Consider the following 23799-nt stretch of genomic DNA (forward strand, 5'->3'; position numbering starts at 1 on the left):
CTGTTATAAAAAAACAGCTTGTCACAGCCTATTTGTAGGATTCTGCGACAGGTTGCGTGTTGGTGATCACCCCCCCGGCACGTATGATCTTTGCAAATTTCTCCAGAATAGGCCCCTATGTCATTGATAGTGCTATTGCTTCTGCCGTTCGTGGGCAGTTGCCTGGCAGCCGTGCTGCCGCACAACGCACGTAACGCCGAGTCCATTCTTGCCGGGCTCGTGGCCCTGGTCGGCACCGTCCAGGTAGCACTGCTGTACCCTCAAGTTGCCCACGGGGGCGTGATTCGCGAAGAATTCCTGTGGCTGCCCAGCCTGGGGTTGAACCTGGTACTGCGCATGGACGGCTTTGCCTGGCTGTTCTCGCTGCTGGTGCTGGGCATCGGCACGCTGGTGTCGCTGTATGCCCGCTACTACATGTCGCCGCAAGACCCGGTCCCGCGCTTCTTCGCCTTCTTCCTGGCCTTCATGGGCGCCATGCTCGGCCTTGTTATCTCCGGCAACCTGATCCAGCTGGTGTTCTTCTGGGAACTGACCAGCCTGTTCTCCTTCCTGCTGATCGGCTACTGGCACCACCGCGCAGATGCCCGGCGTGGCGCCTACATGGCGCTCATGGTGACCGGCGCGGGTGGCTTGTGCCTGCTGGTGGGTGCCCTGCTGCTCGGCCATGTGGTCGGCAGCTATGACCTGGACAAGGTCCTGGCTGCCGGCGACACCATCCGCCAGCATGCGCTGTACCCGGTGCTGCTGCCCCTGATCCTCATCGGCGCCCTGAGCAAAAGCGCACAGTTCCCCTTCCATTTCTGGCTGCCTCACGCCATGGCAGCGCCCACCCCGGTTTCGGCCTATTTGCACTCTGCCACCATGGTCAAGGCCGGGGTGTTCCTGCTGGCGCGCTTCTGGCCGGTGCTATCGGGCAGCGAAGAGTGGTTCTGGATCGTCGGCGGTGCCGGCGCCCTCACCCTGCTGCTCGGCGCGTTCGCCGCCATGTTCCAGAACGACCTGAAGGGCCTGCTGGCCTATTCAACCATCAGCCACCTGGGCCTGATTACCCTGCTGCTGGGCCTGAACAGCCCGCTGGCCGCAGTTGCCGCCGTGTTCCACATTCTCAACCACGCCACTTTCAAGGCCTCGCTGTTCATGGCCGCCGGCATCATCGACCACGAAAGCGGTACCCGCGACATCCGCCGCCTCAGCGGGCTGATCCGCCTGGTGCCGTACACCGCCACCCTGGCCATGGTGGCCAGCGCCTCGATGGCCGGCGTGCCGCTGATGAATGGGTTCCTGTCCAAGGAAATGTTCTTCGCCGAAACCGTGTTCATCAGCTCCACTGCCTGGGTCGAAGCAGCGTTGCCGGTGATCGCCACCCTGGCCGGCACCTTCAGCGTGGCCTATGCCCTGCGCTTTACCGTGGATGTGTTCTTCGGCCCCACCGCCCAGGACCTGCCCCACACCCCGCACGAGCCACCACGCTGGATGCGTGCTCCGGTCGAGCTGCTGGTGCTCACCTGCCTTGTGGTGGGCATCTTCCCCGCCCAGTCGGTCGGCCCGCTGTTGGCCGCCGCAGCCCTCCCGGTAGTAGGCGGTACCCTGCCGGAGTACAGCCTGGCCATCTGGCATGGCTGGAATGCGCCCCTGATCATGAGCCTGGTGGCCATGAGCGGTGGCATCGTGCTGTACCTGCTGCTACGCAAGCAACTGCGCCTGGGCCGCTTCCCTTACCCACCGGTGATCGAGCGCTTCAACGGCAAGCGCCTGTTCGAGCACGGGCAGGTTCACCTGATGCTGCTGGCGCGGCGCATCGAACGCCTGTTCACCACCCGGCGCCTTCAGTCGCAGCTGTTCATGCTGGTAGTTGCTGCCTTCCTCGCAGGCCTCACGCCCATGCTCTCCAGCGGGCTCAGCTGGGGTGACCGGCCCAAGATTCCGGGTTCTGGCGTGTTCGTCGCGCTGTGGCTGATCGCCATCGCCTGTGCCATCGGCGCCGCCTACCAGGCCAAGTACCACCGCCTGGCGGCACTGATCATGGTCAGTGTCTGCGGCCTGATGACCTGCATTACCTTTGTCTGGTTCTCCGCACCCGACCTGGCCCTGACCCAGCTGGTGGTGGAGGTTGTCACCACCGTGCTCATCCTGCTTGGCTTGCGCTGGCTGCCACGGCGTATCGAAGGCGTATCGCCGCTACCGGGCAGCCTGGAGCGTGCGCGCATGCGCCGCCTGCGCGACCTGCTGCTGGCGGTGCTGGTAGGCGGGGGTATGGCCGTGCTGTCCTACGCCATGCTGACCCGGCCGACCCCCAACGACATTTCCTCGTTCTACCTGAGCCGGGCGCTGCCCCAAGGCGGCGGCACCAATGTGGTGAATGTCATGCTGGTCGACTTCCGTGGCTTCGATACCCTCGGTGAAATCACCGTACTGGTGGCCGTGGCGCTGACCGTGTTCGCCCTGCTGCGGCGCTTCCGTCCGCCGAAAGAGAGCATGCAGTTGCCGGCGCAACAACGCCAGCTGGCGCGTGACGTGGTCACCGACCTGATCAACCCGAGGCATGCCACCGACACCGCCATGGGCTTCATGATGGTGCCTGCGGTGCTGGTGCGCCTGCTGCTGCCAATCGCCCTGCTGGTGTCCATGTACCTGTTCATGCGTGGCCACAATCAGCCAGGCGGCGGCTTCGTCGCCGGCCTGGTGATGTCGGTGGCGTTCATCCTGCAGTACATGGTGGCCGGCACCCAGTGGGTGGAGGCGCAGATGAGCCTGCGCCCACTGCGCTGGATGGGCACCGGGTTGCTGTGCGCCACCCTGACCGGGGTCGGCGCCATGCTGCTGGGCTACCCGTTCCTGACCACCCATACCGCCCACCTGCACCTGCCGTTGCTCGGTGATGTGCACGTGGCCAGCGCGCTGTTCTTCGATGTTGGCGTGTACACCGTGGTGGTCGGCTCGACCCTGCTGATCCTCACTGCCCTGGCGCACCAGTCGGTACGCGCCTACCGCCCGGGCAATTCATCGAAAACCAGCCAAGCAGGAGCCGCCTGATGGAAGAAGTCATTGCAGTTGCCATCGGCGTGCTGGCCGCCTCGGGGGTGTGGCTGATTCTGCGCCCGCGGACGTACCAGGTGATCATGGGCCTGTGCCTGCTGTCGTACGGCGTAAATCTGTTCATCTTCAGCATGGGCAGCCTGTTCATCGGCAAGGAACCGATCATCAAGGATGGCGTCACCCAAGACCTGCTGCACTACACCGACCCGTTGCCCCAGGCCCTGGTACTCACGGCCATCGTCATCAGCTTCGCCATGACGGCGCTGTTTCTGGTGGTGTTGCTGGCCTCGCGCGGCCTGACCGGTACCGACCACGTGGATGGCCGGGAGCGTGACGAATGAATGGCATGAGCCAACTGATTGTCGCGCCCATTTTGCTGCCACTGGTGACGGCAGCGGTGATGCTGCTGCTGGGCGAGAAACATCGGCATATCAAGGCCCGGCTTAACCTGCTGTCGACCTTCGCCGGCCTGGCCATCGCGGTCAGCCTGCTGCTGTGGGTGCGCACCCAGGGCCAGGCGGAATCGATCGGCGTCTACCTGCCGGGCAACTGGCCGGCACCGTTCGGTATCGTCCTGGTGGTGGACCACCTGTCGGCACTGCTGCTGACCCTCACCGGCATTATCGGCTTTAGCGCCCTGTTGTTTGCCCGCGCCCGCTGGGACGGTGCCGGGGCCAGCTTCCATGCGCTGTTCCAGATTCAACTGATGGGCCTGTACGGCGCCTTTCTCACCGCCGACCTGTTCAACCTGTTCGTGTTCTTCGAGGTGCTGCTGGCAGCTTCGTATGGCTTGCTGCTGCATGGTTCGGGGCGTGCGCGGGTACGAGCCGGCCTGCACTACATCGCCATCAACCTGTTCGCCTCGTCGCTGTTCCTGGTCGGCGCGGCAATGCTGTATGGGGTAACCGGCACCCTGAACATGGCCGACCTTGCGCTGAAGATCCCGCTGGTACCGGAGGCCGACCGCGGCCTGCTGCATGCCGGTGCGGCGATCCTGGCCACGGCGTTCCTGGTCAAGGCCGGTATCTGGCCGCTGAACTTCTGGCTGGTGCCGGCCTACGCCTCGGCCAGCGCGCCAGTGGCCGCGCTGTTCGCCATCATGACCAAGGTCGGCCTGTATGCCCTGTTGCGCCTGTGGACGCTGCTGTTCTCCGGGCAGGCCGGCGCTTCGGCGCATTTCGGTGGCGAATGGCTGGTGTACGGTGGCCTGGTCACCCTGGCCGTGGCAGCAGTGTCGATCCTGGCTGCACAGCGCCTGGAGCGCATGGCGGCACTCAGCATCCTGGTCTCGGCCGGCACCCTGCTCGGCGCCGTCGGCTTTGCCCAGTCGGCGCTGACGGGTGCGGCGCTCTTCTACCTGGTCAACTCGACCCTGGCGCTGTGCGCACTGTTCCTGCTCGCCGAACTGGTCGAACGCTCGCGCTCGGCCAACGAAGTGCCGCTGGACGAAGAAGAAGACGCCATGCCGCCACCGCTGGAGTCGTTGCACCCGCCCAAGGGCATCAACCTCGACGACGAGCAGAAGGTGGTGATTGGCCAGATCATCCCTTGGACCATGGCCTTCCTCGGCCTCAGCTTCATCGCCTGCGCCTTGCTGATCATCGGCATGCCGCCGTTGTCAGGCTTCGTCGGCAAGCTCAACCTGATCAGCGCACTGTTCAACCCGCAGGGGCTGGGGGTGCCGGCCGAGCAGCCGCTGAGTGCGGCGGGCTGGGCCCTGGTGGCGCTGCTGATCCTGTCTGGCATGGCCTCGCTGATCGCCTTCGGCCGCGTCGGCATCCAGCGTTTCTGGAAACCCGAGGAGCGCCCGTCGCCAGTGCTACGCCGCTATGAGTGCCTGCCCATCGTCATCCTGCTCGGCCTGTGCATCATCCTCAGCCTCAAGGCCGAGCCGTTGCTGCGCTACACCCAGGACACTGCTGCCAGCCTGCAGGCCCCAGAGGCCTATATCGAAGCCGTGATGGCCGCCCGGCCGATTCCTGGCCCCACCTCGCTCGACGTACAGGTGCAGCCATGAACCGACTGTTCCCCGCCCCGCTGCTATCGGTTTCGCTGTTCGGCCTATGGCTGCTGCTGAACCTCTCGGTCAGCCCAGGCAACCTGCTGCTGGGTGCCGCACTTGGCGTGCTGGCGCCATTGCTGATGGCGCCGCTGCGCCCACAGCATGCCCACGTGCGTCGGCCAATGGTCATCGCCCGGCTGATCTGCCGGGTAGGCATCGATGTGATCATGTCCAACCTGCTGGTGGCCCGTGGCGTGCTGCGGGCTGGCAAGCAACCACCACGTTCGGCGTTCGTGCACATCCCGCTGGCCCTGCACGACGCGCATGGGCTGGCGGCATTGTCGATGATCACCACGGTAGTGCCCGGCACGGTCTGGTCCGAGCTGGCGCTGGACCGCAGCGTATTGCTGTTGCATGTGTTCGACCTGGAGGATGAGGCAGCCTTTATCCAGCACTTCAAGGAAACCTACGAACGCCCGCTGATGGAGATATTCCAATGACAGGCCTGCTCGCCAACGCTGTCCTCGCCAGCCTGTTCATCTTCGCCCTGGCCATGGGCCTGGCGCTGGTCCGGCTGTTCCGTGGCCCGTCCGCCCAGGACCGGGTGCTGGCGCTGGACTACCTGTACATCCTGGCCATGCTGACCATGTTGGTGCTGGGAATCCGTTATGCCAGTGACACCTACTTCGAAGGTGCACTGCTGATTGCGCTGTTCGGCTTCGTCGGCTCGTTTGCCCTGGCGAAGTTCCTGCTGCGCGGTGAGGTGATCGAATGACCGAAACCCTGGTACTGCCCTTCTGGCTGGAAGTGGTTACCGCCGCGCTGCTGCTGACCGGCAGCCTATTCGCGCTGGTCGGTGCAATAGGCCTGGTGCGCCTGAAGGATTACTTCCAGCGCATGCACCCGCCGGCGCTGGCTTCGACCATTGGCGCCTGGTGTGTGGCGCTGGCTTCGATCATCTACTTCTCGTGGCTCAAGGAAGCACCGGTACTGCACGCCTGGCTAATTCCCATCCTGCTGTCGATCACCGTGCCCGTGACCACCCTATTGCTGGCCCGGGCGGCGTTGTTTCGCAAACGCATGTCGAAAGAGCCAGTGCCAGAAGAAGTCAGCAGCGGCCACAAGCGGGGCAATTGAAGAGCCGCCGCCTCACCCTTGGCTGAGGCGCTGCAGCTCCCGACGCACCATGGCGACATAAGGGGGCGGGCCGAGCCGATAAAGCTCTCCCGCTACCCAGTTCAACCAAGCGCCTTGCAGTTCCCCACGCCTGGCCAGCAAGCGTTCCGCCTCGGCCACTGCATCCGCCTGGTGCTGCCGATGGAATTCGACACGCGTGACAGGTGCACTGTCACTGTCGATCATTCACTGGCCTTGAAGGTGGTCAGCTCGCCTTTGCGCCATTTGGCAACCTTGCCAGTCACCGCCTTGAGTAATTTGCCCAGGCCTTCCTGAACCTGTTGTTGCGCGGCGAAAACCAGCATCACGCCATGCCCTTCGCGCAGGACGATGCCCTCGCCTTCGGGTACCGACACGAAGGCATAATCGCCCACGCCATAAACATTCAGTTTGATTTCGCGAAAGCGCATTTCCAGCTTGCCGCCTTCACGGCTGGGCAACACGGCAGCGCGGAAGTGGTCGCCGACTTTCAGTTCAAGACGCTGTTTGTCATCGACCACCAATGCGTTTTCGGTGTCGATTTCGGCCATGTAAAGGCCTTCGGGAGTTTGTTCGGTAACGTAGATAAAGCGACCCTGGAACAGCTGGGCCAATTTACCGCGCAAGTCGCCCAGGGCGAACAACGCATGGGTATCAAGTGTGCTGACTGCCAATGAAGTAATCCTCAACCGGTTACAACCCGCCCTCTCCCAAGCTCGGGGAGGCACGGCCATTTCTTATCGATAGGCGAAAAGAGTAATAAAGCGATATGCGAAATGTCTGTGCCCGCTGACGATGCAGCGTGCAGGAATCTTTACTCTGGTCTGCCAGAATCGCCCTCAAACGAAAGCGTTTGGCTCATTCCCGGTTTGGGAAGGGTGATGCCTGAGATCACTTACCAGAAAACGCAACCATGGGGGTGAGCCTGCAAGAAGACAAGCCCTGGCATCCATGTGCGCATTACTGTAGGACAAATATGCCCGAAAACACCGAAACCCGTCGAGAGGCAATAAACAATTTCAGGCAGCCAGGCCTTTCTTCAGTTGCTGCTGCCAGGCAGCCTGGCACTCAAGTGCCTCTTCACGCGTGGCGAAGGCGGTGCCCCGACGCTCACCATTGACCAGCACCACCCAGCAGATGCGTTTGCCCAGCGCCTGCAAGGTGGCTGGCACACCCGAACCTATCATCACGGCTACATCGACCCGGCTATTCATCATACCCTCCGGCACTTAGTTAGCACCCTAACGATAAAGCCATGATACCCCTGCCCGCTTGGAGAAAACAGCGCTTCGCGGTACATCAGTATTACGTCCGGAGCAACAAAACCTGTGCCGGCAACAAACGCGAAAAGCCCCAGGGATCGCTCCGTGGGGCCTGGCACCGCGCGCGGGGTTATACCTGGCGCTGGTGGCGGTCGAGCTGCTCGTGGCGCTCTTGGGCTTCGATGCAGTACTTGGTGGTCGGGCTGATCAGCAGGCGCTTCAGGCCGATTGGTTCACCGCTGTCATCGCACCAGCCGAAGCTCTCGTCGGAGATACGGTCCAGCGCCATTTCCAGCTGAGGCAACAAGCGTTGATCGCGGTCGATGGCATTGACCAGCCAGCTACGCTCTTCTTCGACCGAAGCCACATCGGCAGGGTCCGACGGAGTGTCCAGGCCTTCGATGGTGGCACGGCTGAGCTCGATGCGTTCATGGGTTTCGACTTTCATCGACTGCAGCAGGCCAGTGAAGAAAGCCAGCTGGTCAGCGTTCATGTAGTCATCGGCCGACATGGCCAGCAACTGTTCCTTGGTCATCGATTTCTCTATGAAAAAATGTGCATTGGGGCGATTCGGGTGCCGCCGACGCCTTGGCATCGGCAGCGGAAATTTTCAAGCGCCAACCGGCACTCTTTTACAGGGGGCGGCAGTCTAAGGCGCCACGTCGCGTGGAGCAACTGCAATTGGGTGCAAATTTGCTTCCAGTGCTTACAATCCGCCGGTCGGCACTGCGGCTGCGCTTCTGTGCCTGCAGTAAACTGTCATTCCAACAGCGCCCCCGCCCGCCCCAGCGGCTGTTGATCTTGATCTTGATCTTGATCTTGATCTTGATCTTGATCTTCGCGACTTCAGGAGGCCGAACGCAGGCCTTGCGGAGGGAGGTGACGGGCATGGATGCCCGTCAAGCGCTGGGCCCCAGGATGGGGCCTGCAGCGCGGTCCTCCCGGGAGCGAGGCCGGAGTGAGGGGACCCCGGAGCGCAGCGCAGGGGCCGGATGATCGGAGCGCAGCGTTTTTTGGTTACTTTTTGTCGCGTTTGACAAAAAGTGACTCGCCGTAAGGGCGAAAAGGTGAATATGCGTCGCCATCGCAAATGGCCTATGCGCGAGCTAAAAACCACCACTGTTTCGCTTTCGCTTGTCGCTTGAAGGCGTGGGCATCAACAATGAGGTCAACATTCATTTTCAAAGGTGGCGCTTAGTCACCTTTCCGCCCTTACGGCGGGTCACTTTTTGTCAAACGCGACAAAAAGTAACCAAAAAACGCTGGCTCCCATCATCCGGCCCCTGCGCTACGCTCCGGGGTCCCCTCGCTCCGGGCTTGCTCCCGGGAGGACCGCGCTGCAGGCCCCATCCTGGGGCCCAGCGCTTGACGGGCATCCATGCCCGTCACCTCCCTTCGCAAGCCCTGCGCTCGGCCTCCTGAAGTCGCAATCTGCGTCGCCTGAACTACCGCGCGCTCAGAAGCAAAAACAACGGTAACGGCAACGGCAACGGCAACGGCAACGGCACGAACCGAGTCTGATCAACGATCCTTGAACTGCGCCTCGCGCTTGGCGATGAATGCGGCCATGCCTTCTTTCTGGTCTTCGGTAGAGAACGCCGCATGGAACACCCGGCGCTCAAACCGCACACCCTCGCTGAGGGTAACTTCGAACGCGCGATTGACGCTCTCCTTGACCATCATGCTCACCGGGATCGACTTGCTGGCAATGGTCGCCGCCACTTTAAGCGCCTCTTCGACCAAGTCCGCCTGCGGCACAATGCGCGCCACCAGGCCCGCACGCTCGGCCTCTTCGGCGCCCATCAGGCGACCGGTCAGGCACAGTTCCATGGCCTTGGCCTTGCCCACCGCACGGGTGAGCCGCTGGGTACCGCCCATGCCCGGCAGCACACCAAGGTTGATTTCCGGCTGACCAAACTTGGCGTTGTCCGCAGCAAGGATAAAGTCACACATCATCGCCAGCTCGCAGCCGCCGCCCAAGGCGAAGCCGGATACCGCAGCAATGATCGGCTTGCGCCGGTTGGCAATGCGGTCAGCATCGCTGAACAGGTCATCGACGTAGATCTGCGGGTATTGCAGGTCGGCCATTTCCTTGATGTCGGCGCCCGCGGCAAAGGCCTTGGCCGAACCCGTGAGCACCACGCAGCCGATGTTCGGGTCACGCTCGAGCTGGTCCAGGGCCTGGTTGATCTCGCCAACAATCTGCGCATTCAGCGCATTCAGCGCCTGCGGGCGGTTGAGGGTAATCAGGCCGACCTTGCCGTGAATGTCCAACAGGATGGTTTCGAATGCCATGCAGTCTGCTCCTTCAAAGATTGCGCGCAATGACCATGCGCTGAATGTCGCTGGTGCCTTCGTAGATCTGGCAAACCCGAACGTCGCGGTAGATCCGCTCCAGCGGGAAGTCACTCAGATAGCCATAACCGCCCAGGGTCTGCAAGGCATCCGAACAGACCTTTTCGGCCATTTCCGAGGCAAACAGCTTGGCCATGGACGCTTCCACCAGCGCCGGGCGCCCGGCGTCACGTAGCGCGGCGGCGTGCAGCACCATCTGCCGGGCCACGGCAATTTTGGTCGCCATGTCGGCCAGGCGGAAAGCCACGGCCTGGTGTTCGATCAGCGCCTTGCCAAAGCTTTGCCGCTCATTGGCATAGTCACGCGCCACTTCGAACGCCGCACGGGCCATGCCCACAGCCTGCGAGGCGATACCGATGCGCCCGCCTTCAAGGTTGGCCAGGGCAATCTTGTAGCCCTCGCCTTCTGCGCCCAGGCGGTTGGCCACCGGCACACGCACGTTTTCGAAGACGATCTGGCAGGTGTCGGACGCGTGCTGGCCGAGCTTGTCCTCCACCCGCGCTACCTGGTAGCCCGCCGAATCAGTGGGCACGATAAAGGCGCTGATCCCGCGCTTGCCGGCCTCTGGGTCGGTCACGGCAAACACGATCACTACCCCGGCGCTCTGCCCGGAGGTGATGAACTGCTTGCTGCCATTGAGCACATAGTGGTCACCGTCCAGACGCGCACGGGCCTTCAGGCTGCTAGCATCGGAGCCAGCCTGCGGTTCGGTGAGGGCAAAGGCACCCAGCATCGCGCCAGTTGCAAGGGGGGTGAGGAACTGCGCCTTCTGCTGCTCGGTGCCAAAACGCAGGATGGGTACACAGCCTACCGAGTTGTGCACGCTCATGATGGTCGAGCAGGCACCATCGCCAGCGGCGATTTCTTCCAGGGCCATGGCGTAGGCCACGTAACCGGTGTCGCTGCCGCCCCACTGCTCCGGGACCAGCATGCCGAACAGGCCCAGCTCGGCCATCTCCTCGATGGCCTCCTTGGGGAAGCGGTGTTCCTTGTCCCACTGCTCGGCAAAAGGTTTAAGCCGTTCCTGGGCAAAAGCGCGTACCGCATCGGCGATCTGTTGTTGCTCGTCAGTTACCAGCATGGTTCACCTCAGTACAGGCATTCGACGGCCATGGCCGTGGCCTCGCCGCCGCCAATGCAGATGGCCGCCACGCCACGGCGCAGGTTGTTCTGGCGAAGGGCCGACAGCAGGGTCACCAGGATGCGTGCGCCGGAAGCGCCGATCGGGTGGCCAAGGGCACAGGCGCCGCCGTGAATGTTGACCTTGTCGTGGGGCAGGTCAAGGTGTTTCATGGCCGCCAGGGTGACCACGGCAAAGGCCTCATTGATCTCGAACAGGTCGACTTCGGCCAGGTTCCAGCCGGTGCGTTTCATCAGTTTGTCGATGGCGCCGATCGGCGCGGTCGGGAACAGCGCCGGGGTGTCGGCAAAGGCCGCATGACCGTGGATCACCGCCAGTGCTTTGAGGCCGCGCTTGTCGGCTTCGGAGCGGCGCATCAGTACCAGCGCCGCAGCGCCATCGGAAATCGAGCTGGAGTTGGCTGCGGTCACCGTACCCCCCTCACGGAAGGCGGGCTTGAGCTGCGGAATCTTGTCCAGGCGCGCCTTGGGCGGCTGCTCGTCATCTGTGATAACGCGCTTTTCCTTGCCCTCGGAGACTTCCACCGGCACGATTTCGGCGGCAAAGCGGCCGCTACTGATCGCGTCCTGGGCGCGGGTAAGCGAGGTGATGGCGAACTGGTCCTGGGCTTCGCGGCTAAAAGCATTGGCCTGGGCGCAGTCTTCGGCAAAGGTGCCCATCAGACGGCCTTTGTCATAGGCGTCTTCCAGGCCGTCCATGAACATGTGGTCGATGATCTTGCCGTGGCCCATGCGGTAGCCGCCACGGGCTTTGTCCAGCAGGTACGGGGCATTGGTCATGCTCTCCATACCACCCGCCACCACCACGTCTGCGGTGCCGGCCAGCAGCAGGTCATGGGCCATGATCGCGGCCTGCATGCCCGAGCCGCACATCTTGTTCAGGGTGGTGCAGGTGGTGTGCTTGTCCAGCCCGGCCCCCAGCGCCGCCTGGCGTGCCGGCGCCTGGCCCAGACCGGCCGGCAGTACGCAACCGAACAGCACTTGCTCGACACTGGCAGCATCGATGCCGGCACGTTCCACGGCACCACGAATGGCCGCGCTACCCAGTTGTGGCGCGGTCAGGCTTTTCAGGTCGCCCTGCAGGCCGCCCATGGGCGTGCGCACGGCGCTGACGATTACGATCGGATCATTGGCGAGGGTCATGTTCGCTCTCCTTACTTGGCAGCCATGCGCAGTGCACCGTCGAGGCGGATCACCTCGCCGTTGAGCATGCTGTTCTCGATAATGTGACGGGCCAGCGCAGCGTATTCCTGCGGGCGGCCCAAACGTGGCGGGAACGGCACGCCGGCAGCCAGCGAAGCACGCACTTCCTCGGTCATGCCAGCCATCATCGGCGTTTCGAAGATGCCCGGGGCAATGGTCATTACGCGGATGCCGAAGCGTGCCAGTTCGCGCGCGGCCGGCAAGGTCAGGCTGGCGATGGCGCCCTTGGAGGCAGCGTAGGCAGCCTGACCGATCTGGCCGTCATAGGCAGCGATGGAGGCGGTGTTGATGATCACGCCACGCTCGCCCGCCTCATCGGCAGGCCCTTCGGCCATGGCTGCAGCGGTCAGGCGCAGCAAATTGAAGCTGCCGACCAGGTTGACGTTGATGACCTTGGCGAAGCTGGCCAGGCCATGCGGGCCCTGCTTGCCCAGCACCTTCTCGGCACCAACGATGCCCGCGCAATTGACCAGCCCTTGCAAGCTGCCAAAGGCGCTGACGGCTGCATCGACGGCCGCCTGGGCAGCCTGCTCGTCGCTGATGTCAGCCACGGCGAAGCGGGCGTTGTCACCGAGCTCACGGGCCTTGGCCTCGACGGCCTGGGCATTGAGGTCGACCAGCATGACCTTGGCGCCGGCCTCGACCAGCATCTGCGCCGTGGCCGCACCCAACCCGGAGGCGGCGCCGCTGACAATGAAGTGTTTATTGGCTATGAGCATGATCGGTTTCCTTTCAGACGCTGGCAGGGGTGGCCTGTTGCGCTTGTTGTTTGGCGACTTCCTGGTTGCGCAGGATGAAGCGTTGCAGCTTGCCGCTCGGGGTCTTGGGCAGCTCGCTGACGAATTCGATTTCGCGGGGGTAGGCATGTGCATACAGGCGCTGGCGTACATGCTGACGCAGCGTTTCTTCAAGCTCGGCACACCCGTCGACGCCTTGGGCCAGCACCACGAACGCCTTGATCAGTTCGGTACGTTCCGGGTCCGGCTTGCCGATGACTGCGGCCTCGACCACCGCGGGGTGCTCGATCAACGCGCTCTCGACGTCGAACGGCCCCACGCGATACCCGGACGTGGTAATCACGTCATCGCTGCGGCCAACGAAACTGATGCTGCCATCAGCGTTAAGCTCGACGGTGTCGCCACTGAGGTAGTACTTGCCGATGAAGGCCTTGGTCGGCAGGCCGTGGTAGCCGCCGAACCAGCAAAGGGGCGATTGCTCGCGGTCGACGGCCAGGGTGCCCGGCTGGCCAGGCGGCAGTTCGTTACCCTGCTCGTCCAGCACCACGATGCGATGGCCGGGGATGGCGAAACCAGCCGACCCCAGGTGTACGGGGTGTGACAGGCCATGGTGGTTGCACAGCACCATACCCAGCTCGGTCTGGCCGTAGTGGTCGTGGATGGTCACGCCCAGCTCGTCGGCGAACCAGCGGATCACCTCCGGGTTGAGCGGTTCACCGGCACTGCTGACTACGCGCAGGCGGCCTTTGACAGGCGCCGAGAACGCACTGCCGGCAGCAATCAGCAAGCGGTAGGCGGTGGGCGAGCCTGCCAGGTTGGTGATGCCCAGCTTGTCGATCACCCGCGCGCAGCTTTCGACGCTGAACGGGCCATCGTAGAACGTGGTGGCATGGCCCAGCGACAACGGGCCGGTGACCGCGTAGTACAGGCCATAGGCCCACCCCGGGTCGGCCAGGTTCCAGAAGTTGTCTTCGCTGCGCAGGTCGATGGCGTCGCGCATGTAGCCCTGAAACGCGACAATGGCACGCAGCGGCACTTCCAGCGGTTTGGCCGGGCCGGTGGTGCCTGACGTGAACATCAGCAAGAACGGGTCGTTACCCGAGCGCATTACCGGCTCACAGTCGCTCGCGGCACCCTCCAGGCACTGCTGGAAGTCCAGCTCGCCGACGCGGGCATTGACGGTGATGATGGTCGGGCAGGCATGCACGTCGTCCAGCTTGCCCCGGTTAAGGCTGTCGGTAACCACTACGCGGGCATGCGACTGCTCAAGGCGGTGCTCGATGGCCTTGGGGCCGAACGCTGTGAACAACGGCTGGTATACGGCGCCAAGGCGCCAGGTGGCGAGGATGGTGACAAGTAGCTCGGGGGTGCGTGGCATCAACCCAGCCACCCGGTCACCGGCGCCCACGCCTTGTGCTTTGAGCGCATTGGCAAAACGGGCAGCCTGCGCCTTGAGCTGGTCGAAACTGTACCGCACAGTGTTGCCATCGCGGTCTTCGTGGATCAGCGCCAGCTTGCCGTCACCGGCATGGCGGTCACAGCATTCGACACAGGCATTGAGGGCTTCGAGGTGGCCATGCAGCGCCGCCGCAGCAGCCTGGCCATGGTCGAACGCACGAGCAGCCTCGGTGTAATCGCGCATCGTCAGGCTCCTGGTTTCTTGTTTTTGGAGTTAACCATCGGTCTGACGATGTTCGCGCCGCTCATGCACGGCGGCAATGGCCAAAGCTGTCAATCTGGATGACTGGTTTGGCCGCCCTGCAGATCAGGCGGCGCCCCGGCGCAGGCTATGCAAGTAAGACTCGGTCAACCCTGCCATCAGTCGCTCTGTATCGCGTAGCTCCTGATCGTCCAGATCAGCGAGCTGCGAACGCAGATGGTCGACCGGGACGGGTGGCTGGATAGCGCGCAAGTTTGCCCTGCGCTGGAGATAGTCGGTCCTGAGTGCCTCGAACAACGCGCGGTGCTGCTCACGAAGACAGGTTTGCCAGAACAATCGACTCACCAGGCTTTGAGTCAGCGCCTCGATCGTCTCATTGGCGAGCACAGCCGCGGCCACGCCGTTGACTTGTTGGTCGCTCAAGGCGACAGAGTTCGGGTAGCGCATCGCCCGTGGTTGGCCGGGCAAATCAAGACGCTCGCGCAGGCGCACACGGTATGCCAGTGCCAAGGCCGAGCGCCCCACCTGTTCACCCTCGCCGCCCTGGCGCAGTATCGCCCGGTTGGCCTGCTGCCACACCTGATCAAGCCGAAACAGCTGCCGGCCGAATGCCATCAACTGTGCCCGTTGCGTCAGGTCCCGCGCGTCGGTTTCAGCCTTGGCCAGCAATACCCTCACATTCAAGTTACTGAAACGATCGCTGACCATGTCCGAGCAGGAGACCGGTTGATTGGCCTCTTCAAAGACGCGTATCCGCAATGCCGGACTGCCCTCGATCGCCAGCAGCGCGGCCCATACATCACGCGCAAGTGCGTCCCGGCCGCCTCCGGCAACTACCGATTGATAATCGGCCGTATGCTCCAACAACGCCAAAATACGGAACAAGCCTGCGGCGCTCGGGTCGGCCAACAGGCCGTCCCACAGTACTGCGCGCGCAGCTCGATCGGCATCAGGGACATGCTGCAGCCACAAGGAGCGCGCATGAAGCAAGTCGATCCTGGCCATCGGTTCTGGCAAATGTCCATGCTCCTCGATGGGGTCCAGTGCGAACAAACGTTGCAATTGCCCCCCGCTCAGCGGGTTGCGGTCGACGAGAAGGGCCCGGCGCCAGGCATAAGGCATTGCCATCAGCGCCTGCGGTGGTGCCGGCAACTGATTGTCGCGCAGGTCACAGTGCATAAGCAGGCCGCACAGCTCGATCCGGCTGGGCCAGCTACCCAGCCGACAATGGCGCAAGTTCAGGTCAGTCAGGGCAGAGAGATAGTTGAAGCCCAGGTCGAGGTTTTCCAGCCGGTTATAGCTCAGGTCAAGATGGGACAAGCCGGGCATTGCCTGCAGGACCCCGACTGCTTGGGCATTGAGGCGGATCTGATTGTGCGCCAGTCGCAAACGCTGCAGTTGCGGCAGGTAAGCGACCCCGAGCGGAAGATTGCGCAGCCGGTTGAAACTCAGGTCCAGCTCAGTCAGCGTGGTAAACGGGCGCAAGAAGTTTACTGGCACCGTGTCAACCGCCGACTCCTGCAATCGCAGGCTGGAAATACGGTGAAAATCGATGGCCACCGGTAGCTCCGGCAGAGTGGTGAGCAGCATGCCGCCCAGCGACAGGCGCTGACCTGTCGGCGTACCCGCAGGGTTGTAGATCCAGTCTCCCTGCAGGCGCCAGGCCCGCACGATGACATCGGACACTCGCCGGCGAATCATCTGGCGCCCTTCGCTCAGTTCGGCGCTGATCCAGGAATTGAGGTGGCGAACCAACTGGTCATGGTCGTCCTCGAGTTCGACGAGGCACTCATAGGCAGGCCGCTGCCCATTCATCAAAAGTGCCTGTTCCTGATCCAGTTGCGCCTCGTCCAGCCCGGGATAAAGCTGGCGTAAACGCTCACGAACACGCGCTGGCAGAGAACGGCTGTCACCCGCGGTACGGCCACTGAGCAAGTAGCCAACCCGGCCGTCTGCCAAGCGGCGCCCAGGGTTCAACCACTGCATTTGCGTCGGCCATTGCAAGAGCTCGGCGACCCCTTGGTGCGTGGCAGGCAGCCTGGCCAGCAGCCGCTGGCATAGTTGAGCCCCGGCAGCGCCTTGAACCATGCCAAGCGCCGCATGATGCTCAGGCGCCAAGGCAGCCGCAAGCATGTCGTAGAGGCTTGCCGGGTTGCCAGGGCCGAACGGCAGCCCACGCCCCAGGCCATCGTAAAGCTGGAACCGTCCCGCGTTGTGCACCACTACCCTGCGCACGAGGGGGTCGACAGCGGTGCCCACGGCCTTTAGCAAACGCCCGTCCGGTCCACTGTCGCGCAATTCCACGCTGAGCGCTTCGCAAGACACGGCTGCGCTGCTTTCCAACTCGCCCTGGAGTAGCGCGAAAGCCAGTTGCCCGGTTTCGTTGCAGTAGCTAGCGGGCAGGTAAAGCCCCTCGAGCGTACGGTTCAATCTAGCCAAGCGCAGCAGGGAGCGGGCCTTGCTCGCAAGCCCCAGCGTCACTCGCCCGCCGGACGTTGCCAGGAACCGTTCACGTTCGCTCGCCTGCGCCACCAATGCCTGTGCATAAGCTTGCGGCAAACCGGCAAAGTCACGTTTTATCAAGCTCAGCAGAGCGTCATCGGCAGCTGGTGAACTGCAAAGGTGCTCGAGAAGAGGCCCCTGCAGTGCAGCTCGCTGGTGCAGCAGGAGGTCGCTGTCGGTACTGCCAGAACGCGCCTGGCACCACTCCAGCAATGCACGGTCTTGCGTGGCAAGCGAGTAGCTGTTCAGGCGAGTGAAGAACGACTCGATACGTGCATCGGCCTCGAAGCGCCGCAAGGTCTCGCGCAGGTTGACAGGCGCCGGCCGGTTTTCTACCAGCACGCCGCGCAACTCCTCGGCATCCACACCCGCCACTCGCAGCACCTGCGCCGCCCGCTGTGCATCAATGGCAGGATGCTGCGGCCACAGGCAGTCGAGCATCAGGCGCACGTCGCTCCAGCGTTGCGGTTGATCTTGCAGCAGGCGCCAGCCGCGCTCGCCGTTGTGCAGCACCGTCGGCCCGAACGCTGTGTTGCCGCCAGGGTGACGCAGGCGGTAAGGGGCCTCAGGCTCACTGCGCTGGACTTCATAGTAACGCTGGCCCCTGCGCAGCCAACACCGGCTCTCGTCACCATAGAGCCCATCATCACGCAGGGCGATGGTGCCTGGGTTCGACTCGTAGGCCGTGATGTCATCCGAACACAACCGGCCACGCCGCCCACCCACGTTCACAGGCTGCAGGCTATCGACAAAGGTGCTGCGCAAAAAGCTCACAGCGCCCACGGTCACCGCTGTCGCAGCCACCGTCTCGGCAACCCCCAGCATGTGCTCCAGCGCCTCGTGCTGGTGCCCCCGGGCCCAGTCCTTTACGCCTTCGAAGACTTCGCCAAGCGTCTGTGCCACCAGTTGGCCAAGCAGTAGCGCGCCTACGACAGGGATGAAAAGCCCCGCCAGGTTGAGCAAGTCGAGCCCCGCGGCATGCCACGCAGCATGGCGAGCGCGCGCGGCAGCAGCATCGGCGTCCGCGGTGGGTACCAGCAACAGCCGAGCGTCGTCCTTGACCCGCTGCAGCTGTTGCGCGGCCAGCGCGGCGAACAGGTCCCCAGACGCTGTAGCGCCCTTCAACGCCAGATCGGGCTGCGCGTCCTTGAGACGGCTACTCAGCACACCTGCGGTGCTTGCCCGATGTCGCAAGCTGATCAGCTGAATGAAGTAGTCTCGGTAGGCCTTCCCTTGCAAAGCTGCAGCCATCGCGGCGTTCATGGCCTCTGTGGTATCGAAGCGGCGCAGAGCCTGCACGGGATCGCTGGGCAGGTAAAGGACCACGCCGCGGTCCTGGCCAATACTGTCTCGCAAGCGAATGAACAGCCCGTCAGCCACACGCTGGCCCAACACCTCCAGCAAGCCGGGGTAGCCATGCAGGCCAGTGTCGGAATGGGCACCCCCACCCTCTACCATCTTGCTTAAGGCCTGCTGCACCTGCTCGTCGATGTCGCCCTTGAGCGCCGCGACCTGCGCAGCCAGTGCCAAGCCTGAACGTTTGTCCTGGGCAAGAATGTCTTCGGTGGTGGCATTGAACGTACGCTCAAGCTCCACCTGGTAGAGCCGGCCCACATCCAGTGCACGGCATGTCGCCACTAGTTGCGCGGCCGTGCCGGTCAACACGTCATCACGACCAGGGCATACCAGCCCGGTGCCCACATAAAACGATTCATCAGGGCCGAAATTACCCATCAGCCTCAGCAAACCACCCTGCCGGGTCGCCGAGTATTGGTAAGTTTGCTGAAACGTGCCGGGCAATGTCCCAACGCGTGGTGATACCTGCAGCCATTCCAGCCCTGCGAGGGCCATGCCTTCCGGCAGTGGCTTCACCAGCACGCCCAACAGGTGCTTTTCGGCGAACACCTGCAGAGGTTGCAGGGTCAGCGTGAGCCCGCGCAGACGGGCCTGGCTGGCGTGGTGGGCATTGAGGCTGGCGCGCAGGCCGGCGATCTGGGCCTGGCTAGCGCGTTTCAGCCAGTCGGGGAGCCTGGCAGCGATGAAATCATCGGTTGCTTTTTCATGGTTGATCACAGGGTTGGAGGTGCTGGAAGTCATGGATGCCCCAGGAGCGAGAGGTGAGGTTGGCATGCTCGCCAACCTGCCCTGGACAAGGCACACGGAAATACAACCGTGCCCGTGCTTCGCCCCCGGCTGCCTTCAGGACGGCGCCAGCAGCGCTTCGCGGGTCAAGCGCAGAGCCAGTGCATTCAGCGCCGCATCACGGTCCTTGCCTATCTGGTTGGCCTGTTGCACATATGCTGCACTGCCTAGCGCCTCCTTGCGCTCATCGAGTGCCTGCAATCGGGTCTCGAACCGTTGCTCGAGCGCCTCGAAATCATCTGCACGCTGCCCCCGCAGCACCGGCAACCAGAAATCACGCTGGCTTATGAAAACCGCCAGTTCGTCGCTGGCTTCAGCCTCCTGCACAGCTCGGTAAACCCTTTCCAGATCATTGCGGGTCACCCCGGCAATCGCGCGAAACTGCATGGTACGTGGCTGACCAATCAGATCGAGCCGTACCGATAGCCCGGTGCGGTAGGCGAGGCTGACTTCCACCTCGTCCACCGCTTCACCATCCCCGGGTTGCGGCCGGGCCTGGAAGTCCTGACGTGCGAACGCTTCCACACGGTCCAGCCGGAAGAGGCGCCGAGCCAACTGCAGCCGTGCGTCACGCGTGGTCAGTGGGTCACCGCCGTGGGTAGCCAGGAGCACTTGCTGGCGCACCTCCAGGTGACCGAAACAACTGGCAACGCTGTCCACGCAAGTACGCGGATCAGCCGCCAGTTCGAACAGTTCCTGGCGCATGCGCGTATCCTGGTTGAGCGCCTCGATCATGGTCCACACACGCCGGCTCAGGTCAGTGCGCACCAGACGATAGTCCGAGCTCCCGGTAAGCTCGTCGAGCAGTTGGAAGAACGCAGTGCTCCCTGGCTCACGCAGCAAGGCTTCCCATTGGCGGCGTCGATCGTCAATATCGGCCTCCTCCAGGGTTGCGAGCCACATGGCCATGCCATCCACAGCTTCCACTGCCTCGCCCCCCAGGTGCACGTGCGGAGCCTGGGCATACAGGCGCTCGGTTATGTGCGCGGACAATGCGTTGCCCTGTACAGCTATCACGCGACGCAGAGGCTCCGGAGCATCGAGCAATGCCGCTGGCAGATCGCTTAGCAAGTTGTTGCGCAGGTCAACATTTTGCAGCATCCCCAACCACTCCAACCCTGCCGGCACCCGCAACAAGCCGCAGCGGAACAACCGCAAGTCACGCAGGCCGGACAACTGGTTGAACTGAAGGCTGATCGCACCCAACGGGTTCTCACTCAGGTCAAGCGTTCGCAATTGGGGTAGCTCGGTCAGGGCGCTGGACTGATTTGCCGTTACGCGAATGCGGTTGCGCCGCAGGTTCAGGTGCCTCAAGAGAGGAAGCCCGCGCAGATGTTCAGGCAGGGCGTCCAAGCTGTTATTGCTCAGGTCCAGACTCTGCAAGCCCGGGAAACTGCGTAGAAAACCGGCCGACAAGGCTTGCAGATGCAGCCCTACCAGCCGCAAGTCGATGACATGAGCAAAGTCTGTACCGGCGGGTAAGGCTGGCAGCTCTCCCACCGGCCAACCGACGAGACTCAAGCGCAAGCCGGTCGCCTCTCCCAGGCCATCGACCAACTGCTCGCCTTCCAGTCGCCAGGCACGCCGGAAAGCATCGGCGACCTCCCGCCGGGTATTTCTCGCGCGCCCCAACACCGCCACCGTCCAGCTTTGCAGGTGCTCATCGAGGCGCTGATACTCCTGCTCCATGCGCAGCAGGCCCGAGTAGACCGAGCCAGGAACACGCAGCAGAATCTGCAGGAAGCGCTCGACCTCTTGCTGATCAAAGCCTGGGTAAAGGCTGCGAATCCGCTGACGCAGAACCTGCCCTGAGGGCACCGACGATACGGCCCGACCGCTGAGCAAGTAGCCGACCCGCCCGTCAGCAAGGCGCTGCAAGGACGAAGGCAGCGCGCGAGCTTCGCGCCAGCCGAGCAGACGAAGCAACGCCTGCCGCTGCGCTGGCACCCAGCCCAGCATCGCGGCCCGCATGCGTGCCAGGGCATCTTCACCAAGCCAGCCCTGACGCTGCCGATAGGCTTCTGGAAGGCAAGCTGCCAACACTTCAAAAATGCCTTGCGGCTCGGCGACCTCCAGCTCGCTGCGCAGACCGTTTTCTTCATACAGGTCGAAAGCACCTTGTCGCCACACCAGCACAAGGGTTTGCTGCCCCCTTGCTTCGGGAAACAGCCTCGCCAGCACGGGGCCGAATTCGGACTTGTCCCGCAGTACCAGGTTGAAATGAGACTGCCCAAGCCCATGGTGGCGTAACAGCACAAACAACAGTTCGACCGTATCGACACGGTAGCTACCCCGCAGGTACAGCGCCTCGCGTAGCCGGACCAGACGGGCTTCCTGCAGCAGGCCACGTGCTCGCTCTGCCAATGCCAGTGGCAGGCGCGCTTCGGTGCGCATGCGCAGACGCATTGCGTCATCGGCTCGATTCAGTACCTCGAGTGCATAGGCGTCCGGCAGTGTCGGGAAGTCTCGTTTCACCAGGCTTACCGCCTCGTCATCGATCAGGTACCGGCTGGAGAAGTGCTCCAGCAAACGCGGGCGCAAGCTGACAGCGCTGGCCTGGATCAAAGCGGTCTGCTCGTCATCTACCACGCCTGCCAACCCCAGGCTGTTGACACACCAGTGCCAGATGTCGGTATCGGCCTCGCTTGGCGCTGCAGCCTGGAAAAACCGCTGGATACGCGCATCCACCGAGAACCTCTCCAGGGTGTCGCGCAAGCGAACCGGCAAGCGCCGCCCCTCCACCAGCAAACCTCGCAGGTGTACTTCGTCGATATCGGCAACCTTGAGGATCTGCGCCACGCGCTCGCTGTCCAGATCCCATACCGAGGGCCAAAGCCGGCTCAGCAGCTCAACCTCGCCCCCCCACTCCAGTGGGCGCTCCAGGGCCAGACGCCACGCACGCTCGCCATTACCTTGCAGGCCAGGCCCGAAAGCGCCGGGCTGCTCGCGATGCAGCAGGCGCCAGGTGCCTCGGGCATCCTGTCTCACCCGATAATACCCTTGCCCATCACGCCACCAGTGCCCGTTACCATCGCTGTACAGCCCACTGTCCAGTTCGACCAGTGGCACGCTGGGTTTGGGCTGGCGGTAGGGTTGCAAATCGTGCCGCCACAAGCGTTGCGCCCCCGCTTCTGTAGTGACAGGTTCCAGCGCATCGAAGAACGCACTACGGGCTGCGACTACGCCTCCTGCCACCAGACCTGTGGCAGCAAGGCTGGAGGCCAGCTGCAACAGGTGTTCAAGGGCTTCGTGCTGATGCCCTTGGCTCCAGTCATTGACTCCTTCATAGAGCTGGCCAAGCAATTGCCGTCCCCAATCGATCAGCAACAGCGCGCCAATCGCTGGCACAAACAAACCCGCCAGGCTCAGTAACGCAAGGCCGGCGCTTTCAAGTTCGCGCTGGCGCCGGGCTGCGGCTGTGGCATCCGCCTGCTCAGTGGGTACAGCCAGAAAGCTTGCGTCGCGCTTGACCCGCTGCACGTGCCAGGCGGCCATCGCACTGAAAGCGCCTGAAGAGCTCGGCACCAATACGGGTTGCAGGTCGGGCTGGTCATCGCCCAGACGCGTGGCAAGCAAAGTCAGGTAGCGCGCCCGGTCATGTAGCGTTGTCCGCTGGGCGAAGGCCTTGCGGAAACTGTCGTCTGCCAGGGCCGCAACCAGCCCCCGGTTGGCCGCTGACCAGTCATCGAAAAAGCGCAACGGCTGCTGTGGATCATCCGGCAGGTAGAGCAGCACTCCCCGGTTTGTGTCCGGTAGAGGGATAGGTTGGCTAGGCCGCGCCCATGAGCCCAGCAGCTCGAATGCCAGCACGCCATCCAGCTGGCAACTCAATACCTTGAGCCCCCCCACCACCACTCGCTGGCTTTGCGGATGGCTGACTGCCACGCCGCGAATCGCCTGCTGCACCATGCGCAGATCATGCTCAGTCAGTTGCCCCTTCATGCTCGCCGTCTGGACCGCCACCGCCAGTTCAAGGCGCTTGTCTTCGGCCAGGGCGCGTTCGAAGTCATCGTTGTACACCTGCGCCAGGTGCCTCTGGTAGGCTGCGCCAACGTCCGTACTGCGGCACAGGCTGACCAGGCCATCGATGTCACTGCACACTACCTGTTCGCTTAGCGCGCCCGCCTGCGCAGCTTGCACCAGGGCAGTCTGGGCAAAGAACGACTCAGCGCTCTCGAAGTTTTGCACCAGCTTCTGCAGCGCGGGGCCCCTGACGAAATAAGACGTGAATTCGCGTATGGTCCCTTGCGAAATGTCCAACCGACGGCGCTCTTCCCGCCACAGCGCAGTATCCAGGTCAAGCGTCACGCCCATCCTGGCCTTGATGGCCGGCTCGAGCAAATTCTTGGCGAATGTGTGCAGTGGCTGAAGTTGCCGGGTCGAGACCGACAACTGCCTTTGGCTGGCGAGGTGAGCCCTGACCTTGGCGCGCAGGCTCTCGATTTGCACCCCGCTGGCATTCTTCAGCCAAGCAGGCAGGAGCTCGGCAGTGAATTCAGCATCGGCATTTTGCACGCGGGTGTCGGTATCAGTCTGTGGCATGGTCGCTTTCCTGGGTGGGGGACGACCGATAACCTGCCTACAGACCACCGCCAGCGGCAGTGG

The 23799-nt window shown here is 63.2% G+C and carries 17 protein-coding genes; 6 read left to right on the forward strand and 11 right to left on the reverse strand.

The genetic code is table 11. The features are described 5' to 3' along the window. The first annotated feature begins 117 nt into the window (after window positions 1-117). From N805_RS13435 to N805_RS13460, 6 genes are read left to right on the forward strand one after another with little or no spacing between them, the layout of a single operon-like run. Window positions 118-3033 carry a monovalent cation/H+ antiporter subunit A gene (locus N805_RS13435; RefSeq protein ID WP_019472382.1) on the forward strand — a complete coding sequence of 972 codons (2916 nt, stop codon included), beginning with the start codon at window positions 118-120 and terminating at the stop codon, window positions 3031-3033. Then, complete coding sequence (locus N805_RS13440; protein ID WP_003250128.1) at window positions 3033-3377, forward strand: Na+/H+ antiporter subunit C; 345 nt, start codon at window positions 3033-3035, stop codon at window positions 3375-3377. Before N805_RS13435 ends, N805_RS13440 begins: the two co-directional genes overlap by 1 nt. Next, a complete protein-coding gene (locus tag N805_RS13445; protein ID WP_019472383.1) occupies window positions 3374-5053 on the forward strand; it encodes a monovalent cation/H+ antiporter subunit D in 1680 nt (559 codons plus the stop codon). Before N805_RS13440 ends, N805_RS13445 begins: the two co-directional genes overlap by 4 nt. Continuing rightward, entirely contained in the window at window positions 5050-5538 is a 489-nt protein-coding gene (locus tag N805_RS13450; protein ID WP_019472384.1) for a Na+/H+ antiporter subunit E, read from the forward strand. Before N805_RS13445 ends, N805_RS13450 begins: the two co-directional genes overlap by 4 nt. Further along, window positions 5535-5813 (forward strand): K+/H+ antiporter subunit F, encoded by a 279-nt coding sequence (locus tag N805_RS13455; RefSeq protein WP_019472385.1) that lies wholly within the window; start codon window positions 5535-5537, stop codon window positions 5811-5813. Before N805_RS13450 ends, N805_RS13455 begins: the two co-directional genes overlap by 4 nt. After that, window positions 5810-6175, forward strand: coding sequence for a Na+/H+ antiporter subunit G (locus tag N805_RS13460; protein WP_019472386.1), 366 nt, complete (start codon window positions 5810-5812; stop codon window positions 6173-6175). Before N805_RS13455 ends, N805_RS13460 begins: the two co-directional genes overlap by 4 nt. Window positions 6176-6187: 12 nt before the next feature. Here N805_RS13460 and N805_RS13465 read toward each other — a convergent pair whose 3' ends face one another. From N805_RS13465 to N805_RS13520, 11 genes are all read right to left on the reverse strand, one after another. Further along, window positions 6188-6400 (reverse strand): hypothetical protein, encoded by a 213-nt coding sequence (locus N805_RS13465; protein ID WP_019472387.1) that lies wholly within the window; start codon window positions 6398-6400, stop codon window positions 6188-6190. Further along, the gene (locus tag N805_RS13470) at window positions 6397-6867 is read right to left on the reverse strand and encodes a hypothetical protein (protein ID WP_033692529.1); all 471 of its coding nucleotides are present in this window, start codon (window positions 6865-6867) and stop codon (window positions 6397-6399) included. The genes N805_RS13465 and N805_RS13470 overlap by 4 nt, the downstream gene beginning before the upstream one ends. A gap of 345 nt (window positions 6868-7212) precedes the next feature. Next, the gene (locus N805_RS13475) at window positions 7213-7407 is read right to left on the reverse strand and encodes a hypothetical protein (RefSeq protein ID WP_012271507.1); all 195 of its coding nucleotides are present in this window, start codon (window positions 7405-7407) and stop codon (window positions 7213-7215) included. A 178-nt stretch (window positions 7408-7585) separates the two neighbouring features. Continuing rightward, on the reverse strand, window positions 7586-7990 hold the full coding sequence (locus tag N805_RS13480; RefSeq protein WP_016485822.1) for a TraR/DksA family transcriptional regulator: 405 nt from the start codon (window positions 7988-7990) through the stop codon (window positions 7586-7588). 986 nt (window positions 7991-8976) lie between these two features. Further along, window positions 8977-9750, reverse strand: coding sequence for an enoyl-CoA hydratase (locus tag N805_RS13490; protein WP_028614046.1), 774 nt, complete (start codon window positions 9748-9750; stop codon window positions 8977-8979). Between the two features lie 13 nt (window positions 9751-9763). Beyond that, window positions 9764-10891 carry an acyl-CoA dehydrogenase gene (locus N805_RS13495; protein WP_028614047.1) on the reverse strand — a complete coding sequence of 376 codons (1128 nt, stop codon included), beginning with the start codon at window positions 10889-10891 and terminating at the stop codon, window positions 9764-9766. Between the two features lie 8 nt (window positions 10892-10899). After that, complete coding sequence (locus tag N805_RS13500; RefSeq protein WP_028614048.1) at window positions 10900-12093, reverse strand: acetyl-CoA C-acyltransferase; 1194 nt, start codon at window positions 12091-12093, stop codon at window positions 10900-10902. Window positions 12094-12104: 11 nt separating this feature from the next. After that, window positions 12105-12872, reverse strand: coding sequence for an SDR family NAD(P)-dependent oxidoreductase (locus N805_RS13505; protein WP_028614049.1), 768 nt, complete (start codon window positions 12870-12872; stop codon window positions 12105-12107). A gap of 13 nt (window positions 12873-12885) precedes the next feature. Next, window positions 12886-14532 carry an acyl-CoA synthetase gene (locus N805_RS13510; protein WP_028614050.1) on the reverse strand — a complete coding sequence of 549 codons (1647 nt, stop codon included), beginning with the start codon at window positions 14530-14532 and terminating at the stop codon, window positions 12886-12888. Window positions 14533-14655: 123 nt separating this feature from the next. After that, complete coding sequence (locus tag N805_RS13515; protein WP_046811327.1) at window positions 14656-19149, reverse strand: NEL-type E3 ubiquitin ligase domain-containing protein; 4494 nt, start codon at window positions 19147-19149, stop codon at window positions 14656-14658. A gap of 102 nt (window positions 19150-19251) precedes the next feature. Beyond that, window positions 19252-23736, reverse strand: a complete 4485-nt coding sequence (locus N805_RS13520; protein WP_028614052.1) for an NEL-type E3 ubiquitin ligase domain-containing protein — start codon at window positions 23734-23736, stop codon at window positions 19252-19254. Window positions 23737-23799: the final 63 nt, after the last annotated feature.

It is taken from the genome of Pseudomonas putida S13.1.2, assembly GCF_000498395.2.
Taxonomy (GTDB): Bacteria; Pseudomonadota; Gammaproteobacteria; order Pseudomonadales; family Pseudomonadaceae; genus Aquipseudomonas; species Aquipseudomonas putida_Q.